This is a genomic window from Hyphomicrobium sp. ghe19 (genome assembly GCF_902712875.1).
Classification (GTDB): Bacteria; Pseudomonadota; Alphaproteobacteria; order Rhizobiales; family Hyphomicrobiaceae; genus Hyphomicrobium_B.
In genome coordinates this window covers 2894766-2913497 of sequence record NZ_LR743509.1, presented here as the reverse complement: position 1 = coordinate 2913497, position 18732 = coordinate 2894766, and the positions used below count along the sequence as shown (strand labels likewise).

The following is an 18732-nucleotide window of genomic DNA, read 5'->3' as shown; positions in this document are numbered from 1 at the left end:
AACGCTTTAACGTCCGTCACCGCCAGCCGCGATGACCGCCGAACCGGTGCCCATACCCGCCGTGCCGTCCGCCCCAGCCGCCGTGACGGCCGTACCATCGGGGTCCAGGTCCCCATCGGTAAGGATAGTATCCAGCGTAATAGGGAAACGGCCGATAATATCGCGGACCGTAATAAACGGGACCGTAATAAGGACGGCCGTAATAAACCGGTTCATCTTCGTAATAGTCTCGATAGACCGGCGGACCTTGGACGACAGCCGGACGTCCTTCGCAGCACTCGCCGCCGAGATCCGCCGCCTTCGCCGAATGAGGCGTAAAGGCCGCCAAGGCGAGCACGGGAAGTGCATAAATCAGATTTCTCATGAAAATGCTCCCTGCAAAAGTGGATTTAAAAAAACGCCACCACCCGTGAATGGTTGCTGAACGAGCGACGTCGAGTTGACGGAGTTGATCCGCATTAAGAGTATTGCTCAAAGCAGTGGTATTGCGCGACGATGTTCGGAGAAGCGGTCAACCAAACATTTATTGGCGCGTATTCGAATATCGCATCCGAATTCGAATGATCCCTACGAGAGAATAGCGCCGCTTATCGCGTTGAATGTGGCGCGCCGTTTGGATCGATCCGCGCTCAGCAACTCTGATACGCGCCATCTCACAGCGATATTGTCCGCGCGCGTTGCAGTCTTCACTCGGGCAAACTTCGCCACGCCGATTTGAACTCGTCCACGCATTTCACGACCGTGCGATCCGGATCGAAGACTCGGCGCAAGCGTTGCGCTGGGTTCACACCCGCGGAGCGCAGGCTGTTAACGGCGCTCGGCGGAGGGGCGCGTGTCCTAGAAGGAAGCAGCCGATTCGATCGCGAACGCGCTGCCGACCGCCAAATCGAATTCGGCGCGCCTCATCCAGAAAACCGGGGTGGAGCGCCAGGCCGACGTGATGCGTCTTTGCGATGAGCACGGCGCCGGCCGGAGTTGAACTGCCGCCGTCCCGGCAATTGACCCGGCGACGGCACCGGCACGGCGAACGCCCACCGTGTGACAGATTGCCGTCAGGCTCGGGTGCTGACCGCGGGGACTAAAAGGTGGCACTTGCGCTTCCCATAGTCTTCAAATGGCGAGGAGCGGCTGGGGAGTTGCGCCTTAGAACGCCGTAGGTTAACACCCCCATAGCTGCGAAAGCGCTCGGACTCTCCCACGCTAGCGGATTGACGGCGATGATGGATCTTACCTCCCACTACCTTCCGATCGCGATTTTCATCGGCGTCGCGCTGTTTATCGGCGGCGCCCTGATGATCGCACCGTTTCTCGTCGCGGTTCGGAACCCGGATCCGGAGAAGGTGTCCGCCTACGAGTGCGGCTTCAACGCCTTCGACGATGCGCGCATGAAATTCGATGTGCGATTCTATCTCGTGTCGATTCTCTTCATCATCTTCGATCTCGAGATCGCATTTCTCTTTCCATGGGCCGCGGCGTTCAGGGAAATCGGCGTGTTCGGCTTCTGGTCGATGATGGTGTTTCTGGGCGTGCTGACCATCGGCTTCATCTATGAATGGAAGAAGGGCGCGTTGGAATGGGAGTGATCCTTAAGGACGAGCGTCCAGGTGGCCTGCTCTTCGATCGCGTCTTCGACCGCGCTCAGGAAGGTTCGCCAGGCCTGGTGTCGCCCGCCGCAGACCCCTTCTTTACCGACGTTTCGAACGAACTTGCCGATAAGGGCTTTCTCGTCACGAGCGTCGACGATCTGATCACTTGGGCCCGGACGGGCTCGCTGATGTGGATGACGTTCGGCCTCGCTTGCTGCGCCGTTGAGATGATGCAGGCATCCATGCCGCGTTATGACGTCGAGCGATTTGGCTTCGCCCCCCGCGCGTCGCCGCGGCAGTCGGACGTCATGATCGTCGCCGGCACGTTGACCAACAAGATGGCCCCGGCGCTCCGCAAGGTCTACGACCAGATGCCGGAGCCGCGCTACGTTATCTCGATGGGTAGCTGCGCCAACGGCGGCGGCTACTATCACTATTCCTACGCTGTCGTGCGCGGTTGCGATCGCATCGTGCCGGTCGACGTCTATGTCCCGGGATGCCCGCCGACCGCCGAGGCGCTCCTTTACGGAATTCTGTTGCTGCAGCGGAAGATACGCCGCACCGGTACGATCGAGCGGTGACAACGAAAGAGGCTTGCCGGGGCGCCTATGCGAATGGACTTGGTTCGATCGGGACTGGCATGGCTGGCGGTCTGCTTTGCATGCCCTGCGTCCGCCGACGACGGGCCGAGCATGATCGGTACATGGAGCGGCAAGAACTTCACGATCGGCGACATCCACGGACTTCGCGTGCGCGACCGCACCGTGCACATCACGGAACAGACGGACCGGCGCTTCCGCGGTTATTTCGTCTATGAGGCTGGACGCAAGGATTTCTTCGGCGTCGTCTTTCCGGACAACGCGTCTTTCGGCTGGGTCTCTCCGACGAGCAAGGGCTACGTTCAGGGGCATATCTTGAGTGCCGATCACATCTCGGCGTGCTATCTGGAGCCCGGTGCGGAGGCGACCGCAGGGTGTTCCGATCTAACGCGCACGAGCGCAAAGCCATAATAGGTCAAACAGCGATGGATCTAGCCGCCCAATCGAGCCACGTCGGTACCCTCCTCGCGGACCGCTTGCTTTCCAAAGAAACCGCGTATGACGAGCTGACCGTTGTCGTCGCGCGCGAAAACATCGTTGAAATCCTCACGAAGCTTCGCGACGATCCGAAATGCCAGTTTGAAGTCCTAATCGACATCTGCGGTGTCGACTATCCCGAACGCGCCGAACGGTTCGACGTCGTCTACCATCTGCTGTCGATGCGCCTCAATCAGCGGCTGCGGGTCAAGATTTCGACTGACGAGGCGACGCCCGTCGCAAGCGTCAACGATGTATTTCCGGCCGCCAATTGGTACGAGCGGGAAGCCTACGACCTCTACGGCATCCGCTTCACCGGCCACCCCGATCTTCGCCGCATCCTGACCGACTACGGCTTCCAGGGCCATCCTTTGCGGAAGGATTTCCCGCTCACCGGCTACGTCGAAGTGCGCTACGACGACGAAAAAAAGCGCGTCGTCTACGAGCCGGTGAAGCTCACGCAGGAATTTCGGGATTTCGATTTCGAGAGCCCCTGGGAAAGCCCGAGCCATGTCCTGCCGGGCGACGAAAAAGCCGGCCCGAAATCGTGAGTTGTCGTAAGTCTGCGCACGGCCTCTGAACCCGTTTTCCTGGCGCCGGTATGCCGGGCGTTCGCGGGCTGTCGTTCGAGGGAAAGATTCGAAGAGGGAATCGGCCTTGAGTGCAATGGTTCAGCGCGACCTTCGCTTCCCGCCGGGTCGTCGCCGTTCAATAGTGCGTCGGCCGGGAATTCAGATTAGTTCGTGGGGCCAGGATCGCAATGCAATTCGAGGTCAGCGTCGCAATCGCGACAGTTCTCATGGTCGGCGCCTTCATTCTGGATTGGCCGCGGGCGGTTGCGGGCTTGGCGCTGGGCATCGTCTGCCGGTATCTGCCGTACGGAACCATATTCATTCCGGTTGGCGTCATCATGGTCTCGGGCGCCGCAGAATTGCTGTATCCCTGGTTCGGCCGCACGACGGAGCCGCATTTCTGGAGCTTTTTCCTCGGGCTCTTTGCTGTCGCGGGCACCGCTTCGAGCCTCTATATTACTATACGCAACCTTAAAGACCGGCTGTAAGGACCGAGGCCGTGAAAGACACGCTTCACGCTGGCGCCAGAACGCAATTTTCCTATCGTGTTCCGGCGACCAAGACCGTGCCGCATCTCTATCCCGAGGCGCACGAATTTCAGCTGATGCCGACCGTCTTCGCCACGGGCTTCATGGTCGGCCTGATGGAGTGGACCTGCCTGCATATCATTTCGCCGCATCTCGACGACGGAGAGGGCTCGCTTGGCGTTCACGTCAATGTTTCGCACGCAGCCGCCACAGTCCCCGGACAAACCGTAACCGTCGAGGCCGAGTGCACGAAGGTCGCAGGGCGCCGCCTTTTCTTTCATGTCAAAGCGCATGATGGGATTGATTTAATCGGCGAGGGCGAGCATCAGCGTATCGTCGTCAACTGGGATAAGTTCGAGCAGCGAGTGAACGACAAGGCGAAGCTCGCCAGACTTGCACCGATTACCCGCGGGACCGTTTGAACCATGGCCGAGACCGAAATCCGCAACTTCAACATCAACTTCGGGCCGCAGCACCCGGCGGCGCACGGAGTGCTTCGCCTCGTTCTCGAACTCGACGGCGAGGTCGTGGAGCGCGTCGATCCGCATATCGGCCTTCTTCACCGCGGCACCGAGAAGCTTATCGAGCACAAAACGTACATGCAGGCGATCGGCTACTTCGATCGTCTCGATTACGTCGCCCCGATGAATCAGGAGCACTCCTTCTGCCTTGCTGCAGAAAAGCTGCTGGGGCTTGAAGTCCCATACCGCGCCCAGCTGATCCGCGTGTTGTACTCCGAAATCGGCCGTTTGCTGTCGCATCTCTTGAACGTCACGACGCAAGCCATGGACGTCGGCGCGTTGACCCCGCCGCTCTGGGGTTTCGAAGAGCGCGAAAAGCTCATGGTGTTCTACGAGCGCGCCTCAGGCTCGCGCATGCACGCCAAATACTTCCGCATGGGCGGCGTCCACCAGGACCTGCCCGAGGCATTGATCGACGATATCTACGCCTGGTGCGACCCCTTCTACAAAGTCATCGATGACATTGACGCGCTGTTGACGGAAAACCGCATCTTCAAGCAGCGCAACGTCGATATCGGCGTCGTCGCGTTGGATGAAGCCTTCGCGTGGGGCTTTTCAGGCGTCATGGTCCGCGGCTCCGGCGCCGCATGGGACCTGCGCAAGTCCCAGCCCTACGAATGCTACGCCGATCTCGACTTCGATATTCCGATCGGCAAAAACGGTGACTGCTACGACCGCTACCTCATCCGGATGCAGGAGATGCGGGAATCGACCAAGATCATGAAGCAGTGCTGCGAGCTCTTGAAATCGGCGCGCGGCAAGGGCCCGCACGTCGCCGACAACAAGAAAGTCGTGCCGCCGAAGCGCGGTGAGATGAAGCGCTCGATGGAAGCGCTGATCCACCACTTCAAGCTTTACACCGAAGGCTTCCACGTGCCGCCCGGCGAAGTCTACGCCGCGGTCGAAGCGCCGAAAGGCGAGTTCGGCGTCTATCTCGTGTCGGATGGCTCGAATAAGCCCTACCGCTGCAAGATCCGCGCTCCCGGATTCCCTCACCTCGCTGCAATGGATTTCATCAACCGCGGTCACATGTTGGCGGACGTCTCGGCGATCCTCGGATCCCTCGACATCGTCTTCGGCGAAATCGATCGCTGAAAGTCCCATGGCGCGTATCAAGGGGAGCTAATCAGAGGGGCGATGCTTTCGATCGATTTTGAATCGCCCAAATTTTCGAAATGCCCGTGTTGCGGGACGACCACCACGACCCTTACTCGGTTCGTCTACCGAGACGGAAATGCCCACGCCATTTACTACGCTGCTTTCACCGAGGGCCACACGGACCGAACGGTGCGGGCCCTTGTAAGCATTGGGGGATGGGGAAATGAGGGGACGTCGGACCAGCGGATCGCGATGGTTCTGAAGCTCTGGGCCGATGAGACCGAGTTTGGAGCTACGGTGCTCGATGCAGAGAATTCGCTATGGTCAGGCTCACCCCTGTTGGGCCGCATTCTTGATCGCGCCGAGGCATTGGCTCACCCGTCGATCGGCGACGTTTTTTGTATAACTGACCGAATCGTTGCGGAAGATAGCTTCGTTCGATCGCACCTAGAACGAACTCACTGACCTGGCTGCGGGCAACCCCTCCTAAAAAAACTTATCCCCGCCCCGCTCGCGTCCGGTAGGATGCACAGGTTAGGTGGAGTGAACGAGGACAAAGGAGCCGCGCATGCTTCCCGGTGCTGCGCCGATGGTCGACAACTTGTTTCTGCTCGCCGTGGCCGCCGTCGGTTGGGGCTTGAGCCTTGCGACGTATCGGCTTTTCGCCCGCTCGCGGAGCTGGCCGATGGGCGCGCTGCAAGCCGACCTGCCGTTCATTCCGGTTCTGATCGGACTTGGCGGCCTGTTCGCCGGTTTGCTGTTTGCTACGGCACGCGGCGCCGACGACGGCGGCTGGATGATCATTGCGCTGGGTTTACTGTTCGCCAGTCTTTGGACGGGGTTTCTCCGCGTCGGCTCGCAGCTTGCGCTGTTTCTCGCGCCTATCGCTACGTTTCTTCTGCTGCTCGGCTGGCTCGCCGTGCCACTCGGCTTTTCCGAACGCCGGTGGGCGACGGAGCGCCCCTCCGAAACACTTCAGCGTCGCGGAATTCTCAGTCCGGACGCAGGCGTGACGTCGCCAGCGCCGCCGCCGAAATCGGCTCCATAGCTTCGCGCTTTTCGTCGCACCTAAATCTCCACTGCGAACAGCGCTTGCTCCCACATGGGGATCGGCAAATGCTTGCTTTGGCGCGGCATTCCTCGTACTGGACCGCGTTGGTGGCCGAGGGTTTAATGTCACTCTGAGAGTCGACATTGCTGCGTGACGTGCCGAATCACAGTTTGTGACATGGCGACGTTGTGTATTCGGCGCCGTACGACCGACGTTCGAGGAGCCGTGGATGGGCGTTCGCCGACTAAATCCAGTGCAACCTGCGCAGTTCGCCTTCACGCCCGAAAATCTAGCGTGGGCGAGCGAGGTGATCGCGAAATATCCCGAAGGTAAGCAGGCTTCCGCGATCATTCCGCTGCTGTGGCGTGCACAAGAGCAGGCGGGCGGCTGGCTGCCGGAGCCTGCTATCAGGCTTGTCTGCGATATGTTGGGAATGGCCCACATTCGCGGCCTTGAGGTCGCGACCTTCTATACGATGTTCCAGCTCTCGCCGGTCGGAACAAAACTCCACGTTCAGGTCTGCGGCACCACCCCGTGCATGCTCCGCGGCTCGCGCGATCTCGTCGCCGTCTGCAAGAGCCGGATCGACGAGCATTCCCACACACTGAACGCCGATGGCACGGCGTCGTGGGAAGAGGTCGAATGCATCGGCGTCTGCGCCAACGCTCCGGTCGTTCAGATCGGCAAGGATACCTTCGAAGACCTGACGCCTGAACAGCTGAATAAGATTATCGATGGCTTCATTGCCGGTGGACAGCCGAAAGCCGGATCTCAGATCGGCCGCGTGGCGTCTTGCCCGGCATCTGGTCCGACCACGTTGACCGATCCGGCACTTTACGATGGCTCGACGATCGGCGCCTGGAAGAAGCGTTTTGAAGAAACATCGGGCGGACCCGCTGGCGACGCCAACGAAGCGACGCCGCCATCCGCCCTCGCTTCCCCGGCGCACAAGGCAGAGGTCGCCGCGGGCACATCGCCGGCGTCACCGGGAGGAGCGGCTGGAAAGCCTGCGCCGGTTCACCCCGCAGCGCTGACCGCGATGGCGAACGCTGGGCTCGTAAAGGAGCTCGAAGAGCGTGGCGGCGGCAAGGCGCTTTCCGCGGGCGAGCTCGATAAGATCAAGGCGGACATGATCCGCGACAGGGCGATTGCCGGGGCCGCCGCCGCAAGCCGGTCAGTCGAGCCCGATCTTTTGAAAGCGCCGCGCGACGGCAAAGCTGACGATTTTACGCTGATCTCAGGGGTCACCGCCGACGTGCGCGATAAGCTTGGCGCAATGGGCATCTGGCATTTCGATCAGATCGCGAAGTGGACGCCACAGAACGTCGCGTGGTTCGAAGTCCAGCTCGATGGCTTCATGGGTCGCGTAACGCGTGACAAATGGATCGAGCAGGCGCAGAAGCTCGCATCCGGGTGGCGTCCTGAAAGCAACGCCGGCAAAAGGCCGAAAGGGTAGCGCGCATGCTGCATGATCGCGACCGCATATTCCGCAATATCTACGGCCTCCACGACGTTAGCCTCAAAGGCGCGATGAGCCGGGGCGTGTGGGATGGCACGAAATTCTTCATCGACAAGGGCCACGACTACATCATCGACGAGGTGAAGAAGTCGGGCCTGCGCGGCCGGGGCGGCGCGGGCTTCCCGACGGGCCTCAAGTGGTCGTTCATGCCGAAGGCCGATGCACGGCCGAGCTATCTCGTTATCAATGCCGACGAGTCCGAGCCCGGCTCCTGCAAGGACCGTGAGATTCTTCGGCACGACGCGCATCTTATGATCGAAGGCGCGTTGTTGGCTTCCTTCGCGATGCGCGCCCACACGTGCTACGTTTACGTGCGCGGCGAATACATCCGCGAGCGCGAAGCGCTCCAGCGCGCCATCGATGAAGCCTACGACGCCAAGCTGATCGGCAAGAACAACGTCCACGGCTGGGACTTCGACATTTTCGTGCACCACGGCGCCGGCGCTTACATCTGCGGCGAAGAAACGGCGATGCTCGAAAGCCTGGAAGGCAAAAAGGGCCAGCCGCGCCTGAAACCGCCGTTCCCGGCCAACGTCGGCCTTTATGGTGCGCCGACCACGGTCAACAATGTCGAAAGCATCGCTGTCGCAGGCGAAATCCTGCGTCGCGGCTCGGCCTGGTTCGCAGCGCTCGGCAAGCCGAACAACACCGGCACGAAGCTCTTCCAGATCTCCGGCCACGTCGAGCGCCCATGCGTCGTCGAAGAAGAGATGGGCATCCCTCTCAAGGAGCTAATCGACAAGCACTGCGGCGGCGTCCGCGGTGGTTGGGATAATCTGCTCGCCGTCATTCCGGGCGGATCGTCGGTCCGCTGTATCACGGCCGAGCAGTCCGAAGCGGTGACGATGGATTTCGACGCGCTGGGCAAGCTCGGCTCGGGTCTCGGCACTGCCGCCGTGATCGTGATGGACAAATCGACGGACATCATCGGCGCAATCCGGCGCATCGCCTATTTTTATAAGCACGAGAGCTGCGGCCAGTGCACGCCGTGCCGCGAAGGCACCGGCTGGATGTGGCGCGTCCTCGAGCGTATGGAACGCGGCGAAGCCGAAAAACGCGAGATCGATCTTTTGTTCGATGTCACGAAGCAGGTCGAAGGGCACACCATCTGCGCGCTCGGCGACGCGGCGGCATGGCCCGTTCAGGGCCTGATCAAGAACTTCCGCTCGGTGATCGAAGCACGTATCGACGATTACCAGGCAAAACATTCACGCATGGCGGCAGAGTAGGCTGCGGAAAAACGATGGCCAAGCAACTTATTGTCGACGGCAAGCCGATCGAGGTCGAGGACGGCACGACGCTGATGCACGCCTGCGAATTGGCGGGCTCGGTCATTCCGCGCTTCTGCTATCACGAGCGGCTGTCGATCGCCGGCAACTGCCGCATGTGTCTGGTCGAGGTCGAGGGGTCGCCGAAGCCGGTCGCGTCCTGCGCGATGCTCGTCAACGATCTGCCGCCGAACAGAGACGGCTCGCCGAAAGTCGTCAACACCGGCTCTCCGATGGTGAAGAAGGCGCGTGAAGGGGTGATGGAGTTTCTGCTCATCAACCACCCGCTCGACTGCCCGATCTGCGATCAGGGCGGCGAATGCGATCTGCAAGATCAGGCGATGGCGTTCGGCATGGGCGGCTCGCGCTATACCGAGAACAAGCGCGCCGTCGAAGAAAAGCACATCGGTCCGCTGATCAAGACGATGATGACGCGCTGCATTCACTGCACGCGCTGCGTTCGCTACATGACGGAAGTTGCGGGCGTCGAGGAACTCGGACTGATCGGGCGCGGCGAAGACGCGGAGATCACGACCTATCTCGAGCAAGGCATTCTCTCGGAAATGAGTGCCAACGCCGTCGATCTCTGCCCTGTCGGCGCGCTGACGCATCGCCCGTGGGCCTTCGCCGCCCGGCCGTGGGAGATGGAAACGTTCGAGACCATCGACGTGATGGATGCCGTCGGCTCCTCGGTCAGCGCCGACGTGCGCGGCGCCGCCGTCATGCGCATCCTTCCGCGCAACAACGACGCCGTGAACGAGGAATGGATCTCCGACAAGACGCGTCACGTGGCCGACGGCCTGAAGACGCAGCGCCTCGATCAACCCTACATCCGCAAGAACGGCCGCTTTGAGCCCGCAAGCTGGGATGAAGCGCTGGCCCTCGTTGCCGCGAAATTGAAAGCGGCTTCGGCGGAGAAGATCGGCGCCATCGCGGGCGACCTCGCTGCCGCCGAGGAAATGTTCGCGCTGAAAGACCTTCTCACGCGCCTGGGCGCAACGTCTCTCGATTGCCGCCAGGCAGGCGACAAGCTCGACCCGAAGCTCGGCCGCGCCAGCTACCTCTTCAACTCCGGCATCGAAGGCATCGAGGAGGCTGACGCGATCCTGATCGTCGGCGCCAATCCGCGCCTCGAAGCAGCAGTCCTCAACGCGCGCATTCGTAAACGCTGGCGCGCCGCGCCGACGAAAATCGCGCTTGTCGGCGCCAAGGTCGACCTCGCGTACCCATATGAATATCTGGGTGCCGGGCCCGACACCTTGTCGGAGATCGCGAACGGCAAGCACCCGTTCGCCGAAGTCTTGAAGGCCGCAAGCAAGCCGATGGTCATCGTCGGGCAGGGCGCCTTCGCTCGCGCCGACGGTCTCGCTGTACTATCGCTCGCAGCGCGCATCGTTCTCGAAGCATCTGCTGGGAAAGACGCAGCGTGGAACGGCTTCAACGTTCTGCACACAGCGGCGGCCCGCGTCGCAGGTCTCGATCTTGGCTTTGTTCCAGGAAAGGGCGGCAAGGACGTCGCCGGAATTCTCGGGCCCGATTCAGAGTTCGTCTATCTGCTCGGCGCCGATGAATGCGATCTGTCGAAGGTGAGCCCGTCCGCGTTCGTCGTCTACCAGGGAACGCACGGCGACAAAGGCACCGAACGTGCCGATGTCATTCTTCCGGGCGCTGCCTATACCGAAAAGAACGCAACCTTCGTCAACACCGAAGGCCGTGCGCAGCAGACGCTGAAAGCCGTGTTTCCGCCGGGTGACGCGAAGGAAGATTGGACGATCATCCGCGCGCTCTCTGAGCGTGCCGGCACCAAGCTGCCCTACGACAGCTTGAAAGAGCTTCGCGCGGCGATGTACCGGACGAGCCCGCAGCTCGCAGCCCTCGATACGATCGAAGTCCGCGCCGTATCCGGGCTCGAAACGCTCGCGAAGCTCGGCGCACAACCGTCATCCGGACCCTTTGCTCCGGTGATCGCCGACTTCTACATGACGAACCCCATCGCGCGATCTTCCGCCGTCATGGCCGGCATGAGCGCGCTTCGGGCGTCACATCAACAAAAACTCAACGCAGCGGAATAGGGAACATGCTCGACACGCTGCAGACATTCATGAACGACTACGGCTGGAACCTGCTGGTGCTGATCGGCTTTTCGCTGCTCTTGCTGGTCGTGCTTCTGATCATCATCGCCTTCCTGCTCCTGATGGATCGCAAGGTGTGGGCCGCAGTCCAGATGCGACGCGGTCCGAACGTCGTCGGGCCATTCGGTCTTTTGCAATCCTTCGCCGACCTTCTGAAGTTCGTCCTGAAGGAGCCGATCATCCCGTCGGGCTCCGACAAGGTCGTCTTCTTGTTGGCCCCGCTCGTAACGGCGACCTGTGCCTTGGCCGCATGGGCAGTCATCCCGGTCAACGAGAACAGCTGGGGCCGCTGGGTGATTTCCGACATGAACGTCGGAATTCTTTACCTGCTCGCGATCTCGTCGCTTGGCGTCTACGGCATCATCATGGGCGGCTGGGCGTCGAACTCGAAATATCCGTTCATGGGCGCGCTGCGCTCCGCCGCGCAGATGGTCTCCTACGAGGTCTCGATCGGCTTCGTCATTATCTGCGTGCTGCTGTGCGTCGGCTCTCTCAACGTGACCGACGTCGTCAACTCGCAAAAGACCGGGATCGGCACGCACCTCGGCCTGACGAACTCGCTGCTCGACTGGCATTGGTTCGCGCTCTTTCCGATGTTCGTCGTGTTCTTTATCTCGGCGCTCGCCGAGACGAACCGGCCGCCGTTCGACCTCGTCGAAGCTGAATCCGAACTCGTCGCCGGCTTCATGGTCGAATATTCCTCGACCCCCTACCTGCTTTACATGCTCGGTGAGTACGTCTCGATCGTCGCGATGTGCGCGATGACGACGATCTTGTTCCTCGGAGGCTGGCTGCCGCCGCTGGACATCTGGCCGCTCAACGCCGTCCCGGGCATTTTCTGGTTCCTGATCAAAGTCGTATTCGTCTTCTTCATGTTTGCCATGGTGAAGGCGATGGTGCCGCGGTATCGCTACGATCAATTGATGCGTCTCGGCTGGAAGGTGTTCCTGCCGTTGTCGCTCGTCATGGTCGTCATCACGGCCGCCGTGCTCCAATTCGGAGGCTTCCTCTCATGAGCGTAGCGCGCGCAGCAAAATCGCTTTTCCTCTTGGAGTTCGTTTCGGCGTTCTTCTTGACGATGCGTTACTTCTTCTCAGCCAAGAAGACGCTGAACTATCCTTACGAAAAAGGTCCGCTGTCGCCGCGCTTCCGTGGTGAGCATGCGCTCCGCCGTTATCCGAACGGTGAAGAGCGCTGCATCGCTTGCAAGCTCTGCGAGGCGATCTGCCCGGCTCAGGCGATCACAATCGAAGCCGGCCCGCGCCGTAACGACGGTACGCGCCGCACGACTCGCTACGACATCGACATGACGAAGTGCATCTATTGCGGGCTCTGCCAGGAAGCCTGCCCGGTCGACGCCATCGTCGAAGGGCCGAACTTCGAGTTCGCGACCGAAACGCGCGAAGAACTTTTCTACGACAAGGACCGGCTGCTCGCGAACGGCGACCGCTGGGAACGCGAAATCGCAAAGAACATCGCGCTCGACGCGAAGTATCGATAGAAGGCAAGGCGATGGCATCGGCTCTCTTCTTCTATCTTTTCTCGGTCCTCGCGGTGGCGTCGGGCGCATCCGTCATTCTGACGAAGAACCCCGTCCATGCGGTCCTGTTCCTGATCCTGGCGTTCTTCAACGCTGCGGGTCTGTTCGTCCTGCTCAACGCCGAATTCCTGGCGATGCTGCTCGTCATCGTCTACGTCGGCGCGGTCTCCGTGCTCTTCCTGTTCGTCGTCATGATGCTTGACGTCGACTTCGCCGAACTGAAAGCCGGCTTCATCAAGAATGCCAAGATTGGCGCATTGATCGGCGGCCTCGTTCTGTTGGAGCTTCTCGCGCTCGTCGGATACAAGGGTCTCACGGTCTCGCCCGTAATGAACCCGTCGTCGCCCGTGCCGGCGGGCATCACCAACACCCGGGCGCTCGGCGAAATTCTCTATACGAAGTACGTCTACTACTTCGAGGGAGCGGGCCTCATTCTGCTCGTCGCAATGATCGGCGCCATCGTCCTGACGCTGAAGCACCGCAAAGGCGTCAAGCGCCAGTCTATCAGCGCCCAGGTCGCGCGCGGACCGGCGACGGGCCTCGAAGTGGTCAAGGTCCCGAGCGGCGGCTCGGTCATCCCGCCACCCGCCAAACATCCGGAGGCTGCGGAATGACCATCGGTCTTGGACATTATCTGGTCGTCGCCGCGTGTCTCTTCACGCTCGGCATCTTCGGCATCTTCCTGAACCGGAAGAACGTCATCGTCATTCTGCTGTCGATCGAGCTGATGCTGCTTGCGGTCAACATCAACCTCGTCGCGTTCGCGCACTTCAACGGCGACCTCGTCGGGCAGATTTTCGCGCTCTTCGTGCTGACCGTCGCCGCGGCCGAATCCGCCATCGGCCTCGCGATCATGGTCGTCTACTTCCGCAACCGCGGTTCCATCGCGGTCGAAGACATCAACATGATGAAGGGGTGAGGCGGAATGATTTACGCCGCCATCGTTTTTCTGCCGCTTGCCGGCGCGCTGATTGCCGGGCTGTTCGGCCGTGTCATCGGCGATCGGCCGAGCGAGATCATAACGACCGCGTTCTTGATGATCGCCGCCGTGCTGTCCTGGATCGTGTTCGTCCAGGTCGGCCTCGGACACGAAACCCGCGAAATCACCCTGATGCGCTGGATCACGTCGGGCGAGCTCGACGTCTCATGGGCGCTCAAGATCGATACGCTGACGTCCGTCATGCTCGTCGTCGTAACGACGGTCTCCTCGCTCGTGCACCTCTATTCGATTGGCTACATGCACGAGGACGACTCGCGGCCGCGCTTCTTCGCGTATCTCTCGCTCTTCACCTTCGCGATGTTGATGCTCGTCACGAGCGGCAACCTCGTGCAGATGTTCTTCGGCTGGGAAGGCGTCGGCCTCGCGTCCTACTTGCTTATCGGCTTCTGGTATAAGAAGCCCGAAGCCAACGCCGCCGCCATCAAGGCTTTCATCGTCAACCGCGTCGGCGACTTCGGATTTTCGCTCGGCGTCTTCGGCCTCTTCTTCGTCTTTCACACGGTGAACCTCGACGCGCTGTTTGCAGCCGCGCCGAGCGCCGTCGGCAAGACCTTCAGCTTTGCTGGTTACGAAGTCGATATCCTGACGACGCTCTCGCTGTTACTGTTCGTCGGTGCGATGGGCAAGTCCGCCCAGTTCCTGCTGCACACGTGGTTGCCTGACGCGATGGAAGGCCCGACGCCCGTCTCCGCGCTCATCCATGCCGCGACGATGGTGACGGCCGGAGTGTTCATGGTTACCCGCCTGTCGCCGATCTTCGAGTTGGCGCCCAATGCGCTCATCGTCGTGACGTTCATCGGCGCTATTACCGCCTTCTTCGCGGCGACCGTCGGCCTCGTCCAGAACGACATCAAGCGCGTCATCGCCTATTCGACGTGCTCGCAGCTCGGGTACATGTTCGTTGCATGCGGCATCGGCGCGTACGGCGTGGGCATCTTCCATCTCTTCACGCACGCCTTCTTCAAGGCGCTGCTGTTCCTCGGCGCCGGTTCCGTTATTCACGCAATGCATCACGAGCAGGATATGCGCGCGATGGGCGGACTGCGAAAGAAAATCCCGTATACCTTCGCGGCCATGCTCATCGGCACGCTCGCGTTGACGGGCGTCGGCATTCCGCATCTCGCGGGCTTCGCCGGCTTCTATTCGAAGGACGCCATCATCGAGGCGGCCTATGCCGCCAACACGCCGAACAACTATGCCTTCTGGCTCCTCGTTGTCGCGGCCTTGATGACGTCGTTCTATTCCTGGCGCCTCATCTTCATGACGTTCTATGGCGAATCGCGCGCCGACCATCACACCTACGACCACGCCCACGAAAGCCCGCCGACGATGATGGTGCCGCTTGCGGTCCTGTCGCTCGGAGCCGTTCTGGCCGGCCTCGTTTTCGCACCGTATTTCATGGGACATGATCAGAGCGAATTCTGGGGCGCTGCGATCTTCCGCGGCGAGCACAATCATATCCTGCACGAAATGCACGAAGTGCCGGGTTGGGTCCCCTATTCGTCGTTGATCGCGATGCTCGCGGGCTTTGCGATTGCTTGGGTCTACTACATCGGTGCCCCTTGGCTGCCGGAGGCAACGGCGCGCGCGTTCCGCCCGCTCTACCTCTTCCTGCTGAACAAGTGGTACTTCGACGAGCTCTACAATCTGATCTTCGTGCGGCCCGCGTTCGCGATCGGCCGCTTCCTTTGGAAGGGCGGTGACGGGGCCGTCATCGACGGCGCCATCGATGGCACGGCGGCGGGCGTCGTCCGCGTTACCGATCGCGTCGTCAAACTGCAGACGGGCTACATGTACCACTATGCCTTCGCGATGCTGATCGGCGTTGCGGCCATCCTGACATGGCTCACCTACAACGGGCTCTTTGGCGGGGTGCTCAAATGAGCAACATTCTGACTGTCACGACATTCCTGCCGCTCGTCGGAGCGCTGCTGATCGCGACGCTCAACCGGGAAGCCAAGGGCAACGCGCGCTGGATCGCGCTCTGGACGACGCTCGTCACGTTCGCCGTCTCGCTTCTCATTTGGATCAACTTCGACACGAACACGGCGGGCTTCCAGTTCGTCGAGGAGCACGCTTGGCTCGGCCCGCTCAAATATAAAATGGGCGTCGACGGCATCTCGATGCTGTTCGTCATTCTGACGACATTCCTGATGCCGCTCTGCATTCTGGCAAGCTGGGTTTCGGTCCAGGATCGCGTCAAGGAATACATGATCGCGTTTCTCGTTCTGGAAACGCTGATGCTCGGCGTGTTCTGCGCGCTCGATATGGTTCTCTTCTACCTCTTCTTCGAGGGCGGCCTCATTCCGATGTTCATCATCATCGGCGTTTGGGGCGGTAAGCGGCGCGTCTACGCGAGCTTCAAGTTCTTCCTCTACACGCTGCTCGGCTCGGTGCTGATGCTGCTCGCCATGATGGCGATGTACTGGCACGCCGGAACGACCGACATCCCGACCCTGCTGCAGACGAAGTTCCCGCCGGATATGCAGTGGTGGCTATGGATCGCGTTCTTTGCGTCGTTCGCAGTGAAGATGCCGATGTGGCCCGTCCACACCTGGCTTCCTGATGCGCACGTTGAGGCGCCGACTGCGGGGTCGGTCATTCTCGCCGGCATTCTCTTGAAGATGGGCGGCTATGGCTTCCTGCGCTTCTCGCTGCCGATGTTCCCGAACGCTTCCGCCGATCTCGCGCCACTGGTGTTCACGCTGTCGATCGTCGCGATCATCTACACGTCGCTCGTCGCGCTCGTGCAGGAGGATATCAAGAAGCTCATTGCCTACTCTTCAGTGGCGCACATGGGCTTCGTGACGATGGGTATCTTCACGGCCACCCAGCAGGGCGTTGACGGCGCGATCTTTCAGATGCTGTCGCACGGCATCATTTCATCCGCTCTCTTCCTCTGTGTCGGCGTCATCTACGATCGCACGCACACCCGCGAAATCGCGGCCTATGGCGGCCTCGTGGAGCGGATGCCGAAATACGCCGTCGCTTTCATGGTCTTCACGATGGCGAACGTCGGCCTGCCCGGGACAAGCGGCTTCATCGGCGAATTCTTGACGCTGCTGGCGGCGTTTAAGGCCAACACCTGGGTCGCGATCCTGGCGACGACCGGCATCATTCTTTCGGCAGCTTACGCGCTCTATCTCTATCGCCGGGTCATTTTTGGCGCGCTCGAAAAGGCAAACCTTAAAAGCTTGCTCGATCTTTCTCCGCGCGAGATCGCAATCCTAGCGCCGCTTGTAATCCTCACCATTTTCTACGGCGTCTATCCGTCTCCCGTCCTCGACGTGACGGCGACATCGGTGAAGAACCTCGTGCAGAATTATCAATCCGCCCAGGGGACGGCGGCCGCATCGGCGGCGCCTCAAGGAACCCAATAATGGATAGCTCGGTCCTATATGTCGTCGCGCCGGAGCTGATACTCGCGATCGGCGCCATTTCGCTGCTGATGCTCGGCGTCTTTACATCCAACGGTGAAGCGGCGGGCCGCACCGTCACCTGGCTTTCAATCGCCGTGTTGATCGCGGCCGCCATCGCCGTTTTCGAGGGCAGCGGCAGCTCCATCGTTTTCGGCGGCGCGTTCGTCTCCGACGGGTTCACGCGCTTCCTGAAGATCGTCATCCTCATCGGCGCCGCGCTGACGCTGCTGATGACGTTCGATAACTTCGGCCGCGCCAAGCTTCTGCAGTTCGAATATCCGGTGCTGGTGTTGCTCGCGACCCTCGGCATGCTGATGATGGTCTCGGCGAATGACCTCATCGCGCTCTATCTCGGCCTCGAGCTGCAGTCCCTCGCGCTCTACGTCATCGCCGCGTTCAAGCGCGACGACGTGCAATCGAGCGAAGCGGGGCTCAAGTATTTCGTCCTCGGAGCGTTGTCCTCGGGCATGCTGCTCTACGGCGCCTCGATGCTCTACGGTGTCACGGGCTCGACGAGTTACGCAACGATCGCAGCCGCAGCAACGATCCCGGAAATGTCGACGAACATCGGCCTGACCTTCGGCCTCGTGTTCGTTCTCGTCGGCTTGGCGTTCAAAATCGCGGCCGTGCCGTTCCACATGTGGACGCCCGACGTCTACCAGGGTGCGCCGACCCCGGTCACCGCGTTCTTCGCCGGCGCACCGAAGATTGCCGCCATGGCGCTCCTGCTGCGCTTCACCCAGGCGGCACTTCCGGGCATCGCGCCCCAGTGGCAGCAGATCGTCATTTTCCTCGCGATTGCCTCGATGGTGCTCGGCTCTTTCGCGGCGATCGGCCAGAACAATATCAAGCGACTGCTCGCCTACTCGTCGATCGGCAACATCGGCTTCGCGCTGATCGGGCTTGCAGCCAACAACACCGAAGGCACCGCCGGCGTACTCATTTATCTCGTGATCTACGTCGCGATGACACTCGGCGCGTTTGCGTGTGTCCTCGCAATGCAGCGCAATGGCCGCAATGTCGAGAACATCTCCGACCTTTCGGGCCTCGCGAAAACGAACCTCACGTTCGCAACGATCCTCGCCGTTCTGATGTTTTCGCTCGCGGGTATCCCGCCGCTCGCCGGTTTCTGGGCGAAATGGTACGTCTTCCTGCCGGCGATCAAGGCGGGGCTCTATCCGCTGTCCGTCATCGGCGTCGTAACGAGCGTCGTTGGCGCTTACTATTATCTGCGGGTCGTGAAGATCATGTTCTTCGACGAGACGGCTGAGGGCTTTTCGCCGCCTGAAGGCCGGACCTTTGCAGTCATGGCGCTTTCGGCGGCCTTCGTTGTGGCATTCGTTCTGCCCTTCGTCGGCGGAGTGGTGGTCGATGCGGCAACGGCTGCAGCGTCGGTGCTTGTGCCGGTCCATCCGCTGTAATC

At 60.9% G+C, this 18732-nt stretch carries 19 protein-coding genes; 18 read left to right on the top strand and 1 reads right to left on the bottom strand.

Annotated features, from left to right (window positions below):
* Positions 1-16: 16 nt before the first annotated feature.
* Positions 17-364 (bottom strand): hypothetical protein, encoded by a 348-nt coding sequence (locus AACL53_RS13960; RefSeq protein ID WP_339085136.1) that lies wholly within the window; start codon positions 362-364, stop codon positions 17-19.
* A gap of 853 nt (positions 365-1217) precedes the next feature.
* On the opposite strand from AACL53_RS13960, the gene AACL53_RS13955 reads away from it, so the two are divergent.
* From AACL53_RS13955 to nuoN, 18 genes are all read left to right on the top strand, one after another.
* Positions 1218-1583, top strand: coding sequence for an NADH-quinone oxidoreductase subunit A (locus AACL53_RS13955; protein ID WP_291166995.1), 366 nt, complete (start codon positions 1218-1220; stop codon positions 1581-1583).
* The gene (locus tag AACL53_RS13950) at positions 1574-2167 is read left to right on the top strand and encodes an NADH-quinone oxidoreductase subunit B family protein (protein WP_339085135.1); all 594 of its coding nucleotides are present in this window, start codon (positions 1574-1576) and stop codon (positions 2165-2167) included. Before AACL53_RS13955 ends, AACL53_RS13950 begins: the two co-directional genes overlap by 10 nt.
* A 33-nt stretch (positions 2168-2200) precedes the next feature.
* Positions 2201-2596, top strand: coding sequence for a hypothetical protein (locus AACL53_RS13945; protein WP_339085134.1), 396 nt, complete (start codon positions 2201-2203; stop codon positions 2594-2596).
* A 14-nt stretch (positions 2597-2610) separates the two neighbouring features.
* Positions 2611-3213: an NADH-quinone oxidoreductase subunit C gene (locus tag AACL53_RS13940; protein WP_339086947.1), complete on the top strand. Its 603-nt coding sequence runs from the start codon at positions 2611-2613 to the stop codon at positions 3211-3213.
* 209 nt (positions 3214-3422) lie between these two features.
* Positions 3423-3722, top strand: a complete 300-nt coding sequence (locus AACL53_RS13935) for a hypothetical protein (RefSeq protein WP_339085133.1) — start codon at positions 3423-3425, stop codon at positions 3720-3722.
* An 11-nt stretch (positions 3723-3733) separates the two neighbouring features.
* Positions 3734-4183, top strand: coding sequence for a thioesterase family protein (locus tag AACL53_RS13930; RefSeq protein WP_339085132.1), 450 nt, complete (start codon positions 3734-3736; stop codon positions 4181-4183).
* Positions 4184-4186: 3 nt separating this feature from the next.
* Positions 4187-5377 carry an NADH-quinone oxidoreductase subunit D gene (locus tag AACL53_RS13925; RefSeq protein ID WP_339085131.1) on the top strand — a complete coding sequence of 397 codons (1191 nt, stop codon included), beginning with the start codon at positions 4187-4189 and terminating at the stop codon, positions 5375-5377.
* A gap of 571 nt (positions 5378-5948) precedes the next feature.
* On the top strand, positions 5949-6428 hold the full coding sequence (locus tag AACL53_RS13920; RefSeq protein ID WP_339085130.1) for a hypothetical protein: 480 nt from the start codon (positions 5949-5951) through the stop codon (positions 6426-6428).
* Positions 6429-6660: 232 nt separating this feature from the next.
* Entirely contained in the window at positions 6661-7887 is a 1227-nt protein-coding gene (nuoE, locus tag AACL53_RS13915; protein ID WP_339085129.1) for an NADH-quinone oxidoreductase subunit NuoE, read from the top strand.
* Between the two features lie 5 nt (positions 7888-7892).
* On the top strand, positions 7893-9179 hold the full coding sequence (nuoF, locus tag AACL53_RS13910; protein ID WP_339085128.1) for an NADH-quinone oxidoreductase subunit NuoF: 1287 nt from the start codon (positions 7893-7895) through the stop codon (positions 9177-9179).
* 14 nt (positions 9180-9193) lie between these two features.
* Positions 9194-11290: an NADH-quinone oxidoreductase subunit NuoG gene (gene nuoG, locus AACL53_RS13905; protein WP_339085127.1), complete on the top strand. Its 2097-nt coding sequence runs from the start codon at positions 9194-9196 to the stop codon at positions 11288-11290.
* Positions 11291-11295: 5 nt separating this feature from the next.
* The gene (gene nuoH, locus AACL53_RS13900; RefSeq protein WP_339085126.1) at positions 11296-12366 is read left to right on the top strand and encodes an NADH-quinone oxidoreductase subunit NuoH; all 1071 of its coding nucleotides are present in this window, start codon (positions 11296-11298) and stop codon (positions 12364-12366) included.
* The gene (nuoI, locus tag AACL53_RS13895; RefSeq protein ID WP_339085125.1) at positions 12363-12851 is read left to right on the top strand and encodes an NADH-quinone oxidoreductase subunit NuoI; all 489 of its coding nucleotides are present in this window, start codon (positions 12363-12365) and stop codon (positions 12849-12851) included. The genes nuoH and nuoI overlap by 4 nt, the downstream gene beginning before the upstream one ends.
* Before the next feature lie 11 nt (positions 12852-12862).
* A complete protein-coding gene (locus tag AACL53_RS13890) occupies positions 12863-13504 on the top strand; it encodes an NADH-quinone oxidoreductase subunit J (RefSeq protein WP_339085124.1) in 642 nt (213 codons plus the stop codon).
* A complete protein-coding gene (nuoK, locus tag AACL53_RS13885) occupies positions 13501-13809 on the top strand; it encodes an NADH-quinone oxidoreductase subunit NuoK (RefSeq protein ID WP_339085123.1) in 309 nt (102 codons plus the stop codon). The genes AACL53_RS13890 and nuoK overlap by 4 nt, the downstream gene beginning before the upstream one ends.
* Before the next feature lie 6 nt (positions 13810-13815).
* Entirely contained in the window at positions 13816-15774 is a 1959-nt protein-coding gene (gene nuoL, locus AACL53_RS13880) for an NADH-quinone oxidoreductase subunit L (protein ID WP_339085122.1), read from the top strand.
* Positions 15771-17270 (top strand): NADH-quinone oxidoreductase subunit M, encoded by a 1500-nt coding sequence (locus tag AACL53_RS13875; RefSeq protein WP_339085121.1) that lies wholly within the window; start codon positions 15771-15773, stop codon positions 17268-17270. The genes nuoL and AACL53_RS13875 overlap by 4 nt, the downstream gene beginning before the upstream one ends.
* Positions 17270-18730 (top strand): NADH-quinone oxidoreductase subunit NuoN, encoded by a 1461-nt coding sequence (gene nuoN, locus AACL53_RS13870; protein ID WP_339085120.1) that lies wholly within the window; start codon positions 17270-17272, stop codon positions 18728-18730. Before AACL53_RS13875 ends, nuoN begins: the two co-directional genes overlap by 1 nt.
* Positions 18731-18732: the final 2 nt, after the last annotated feature.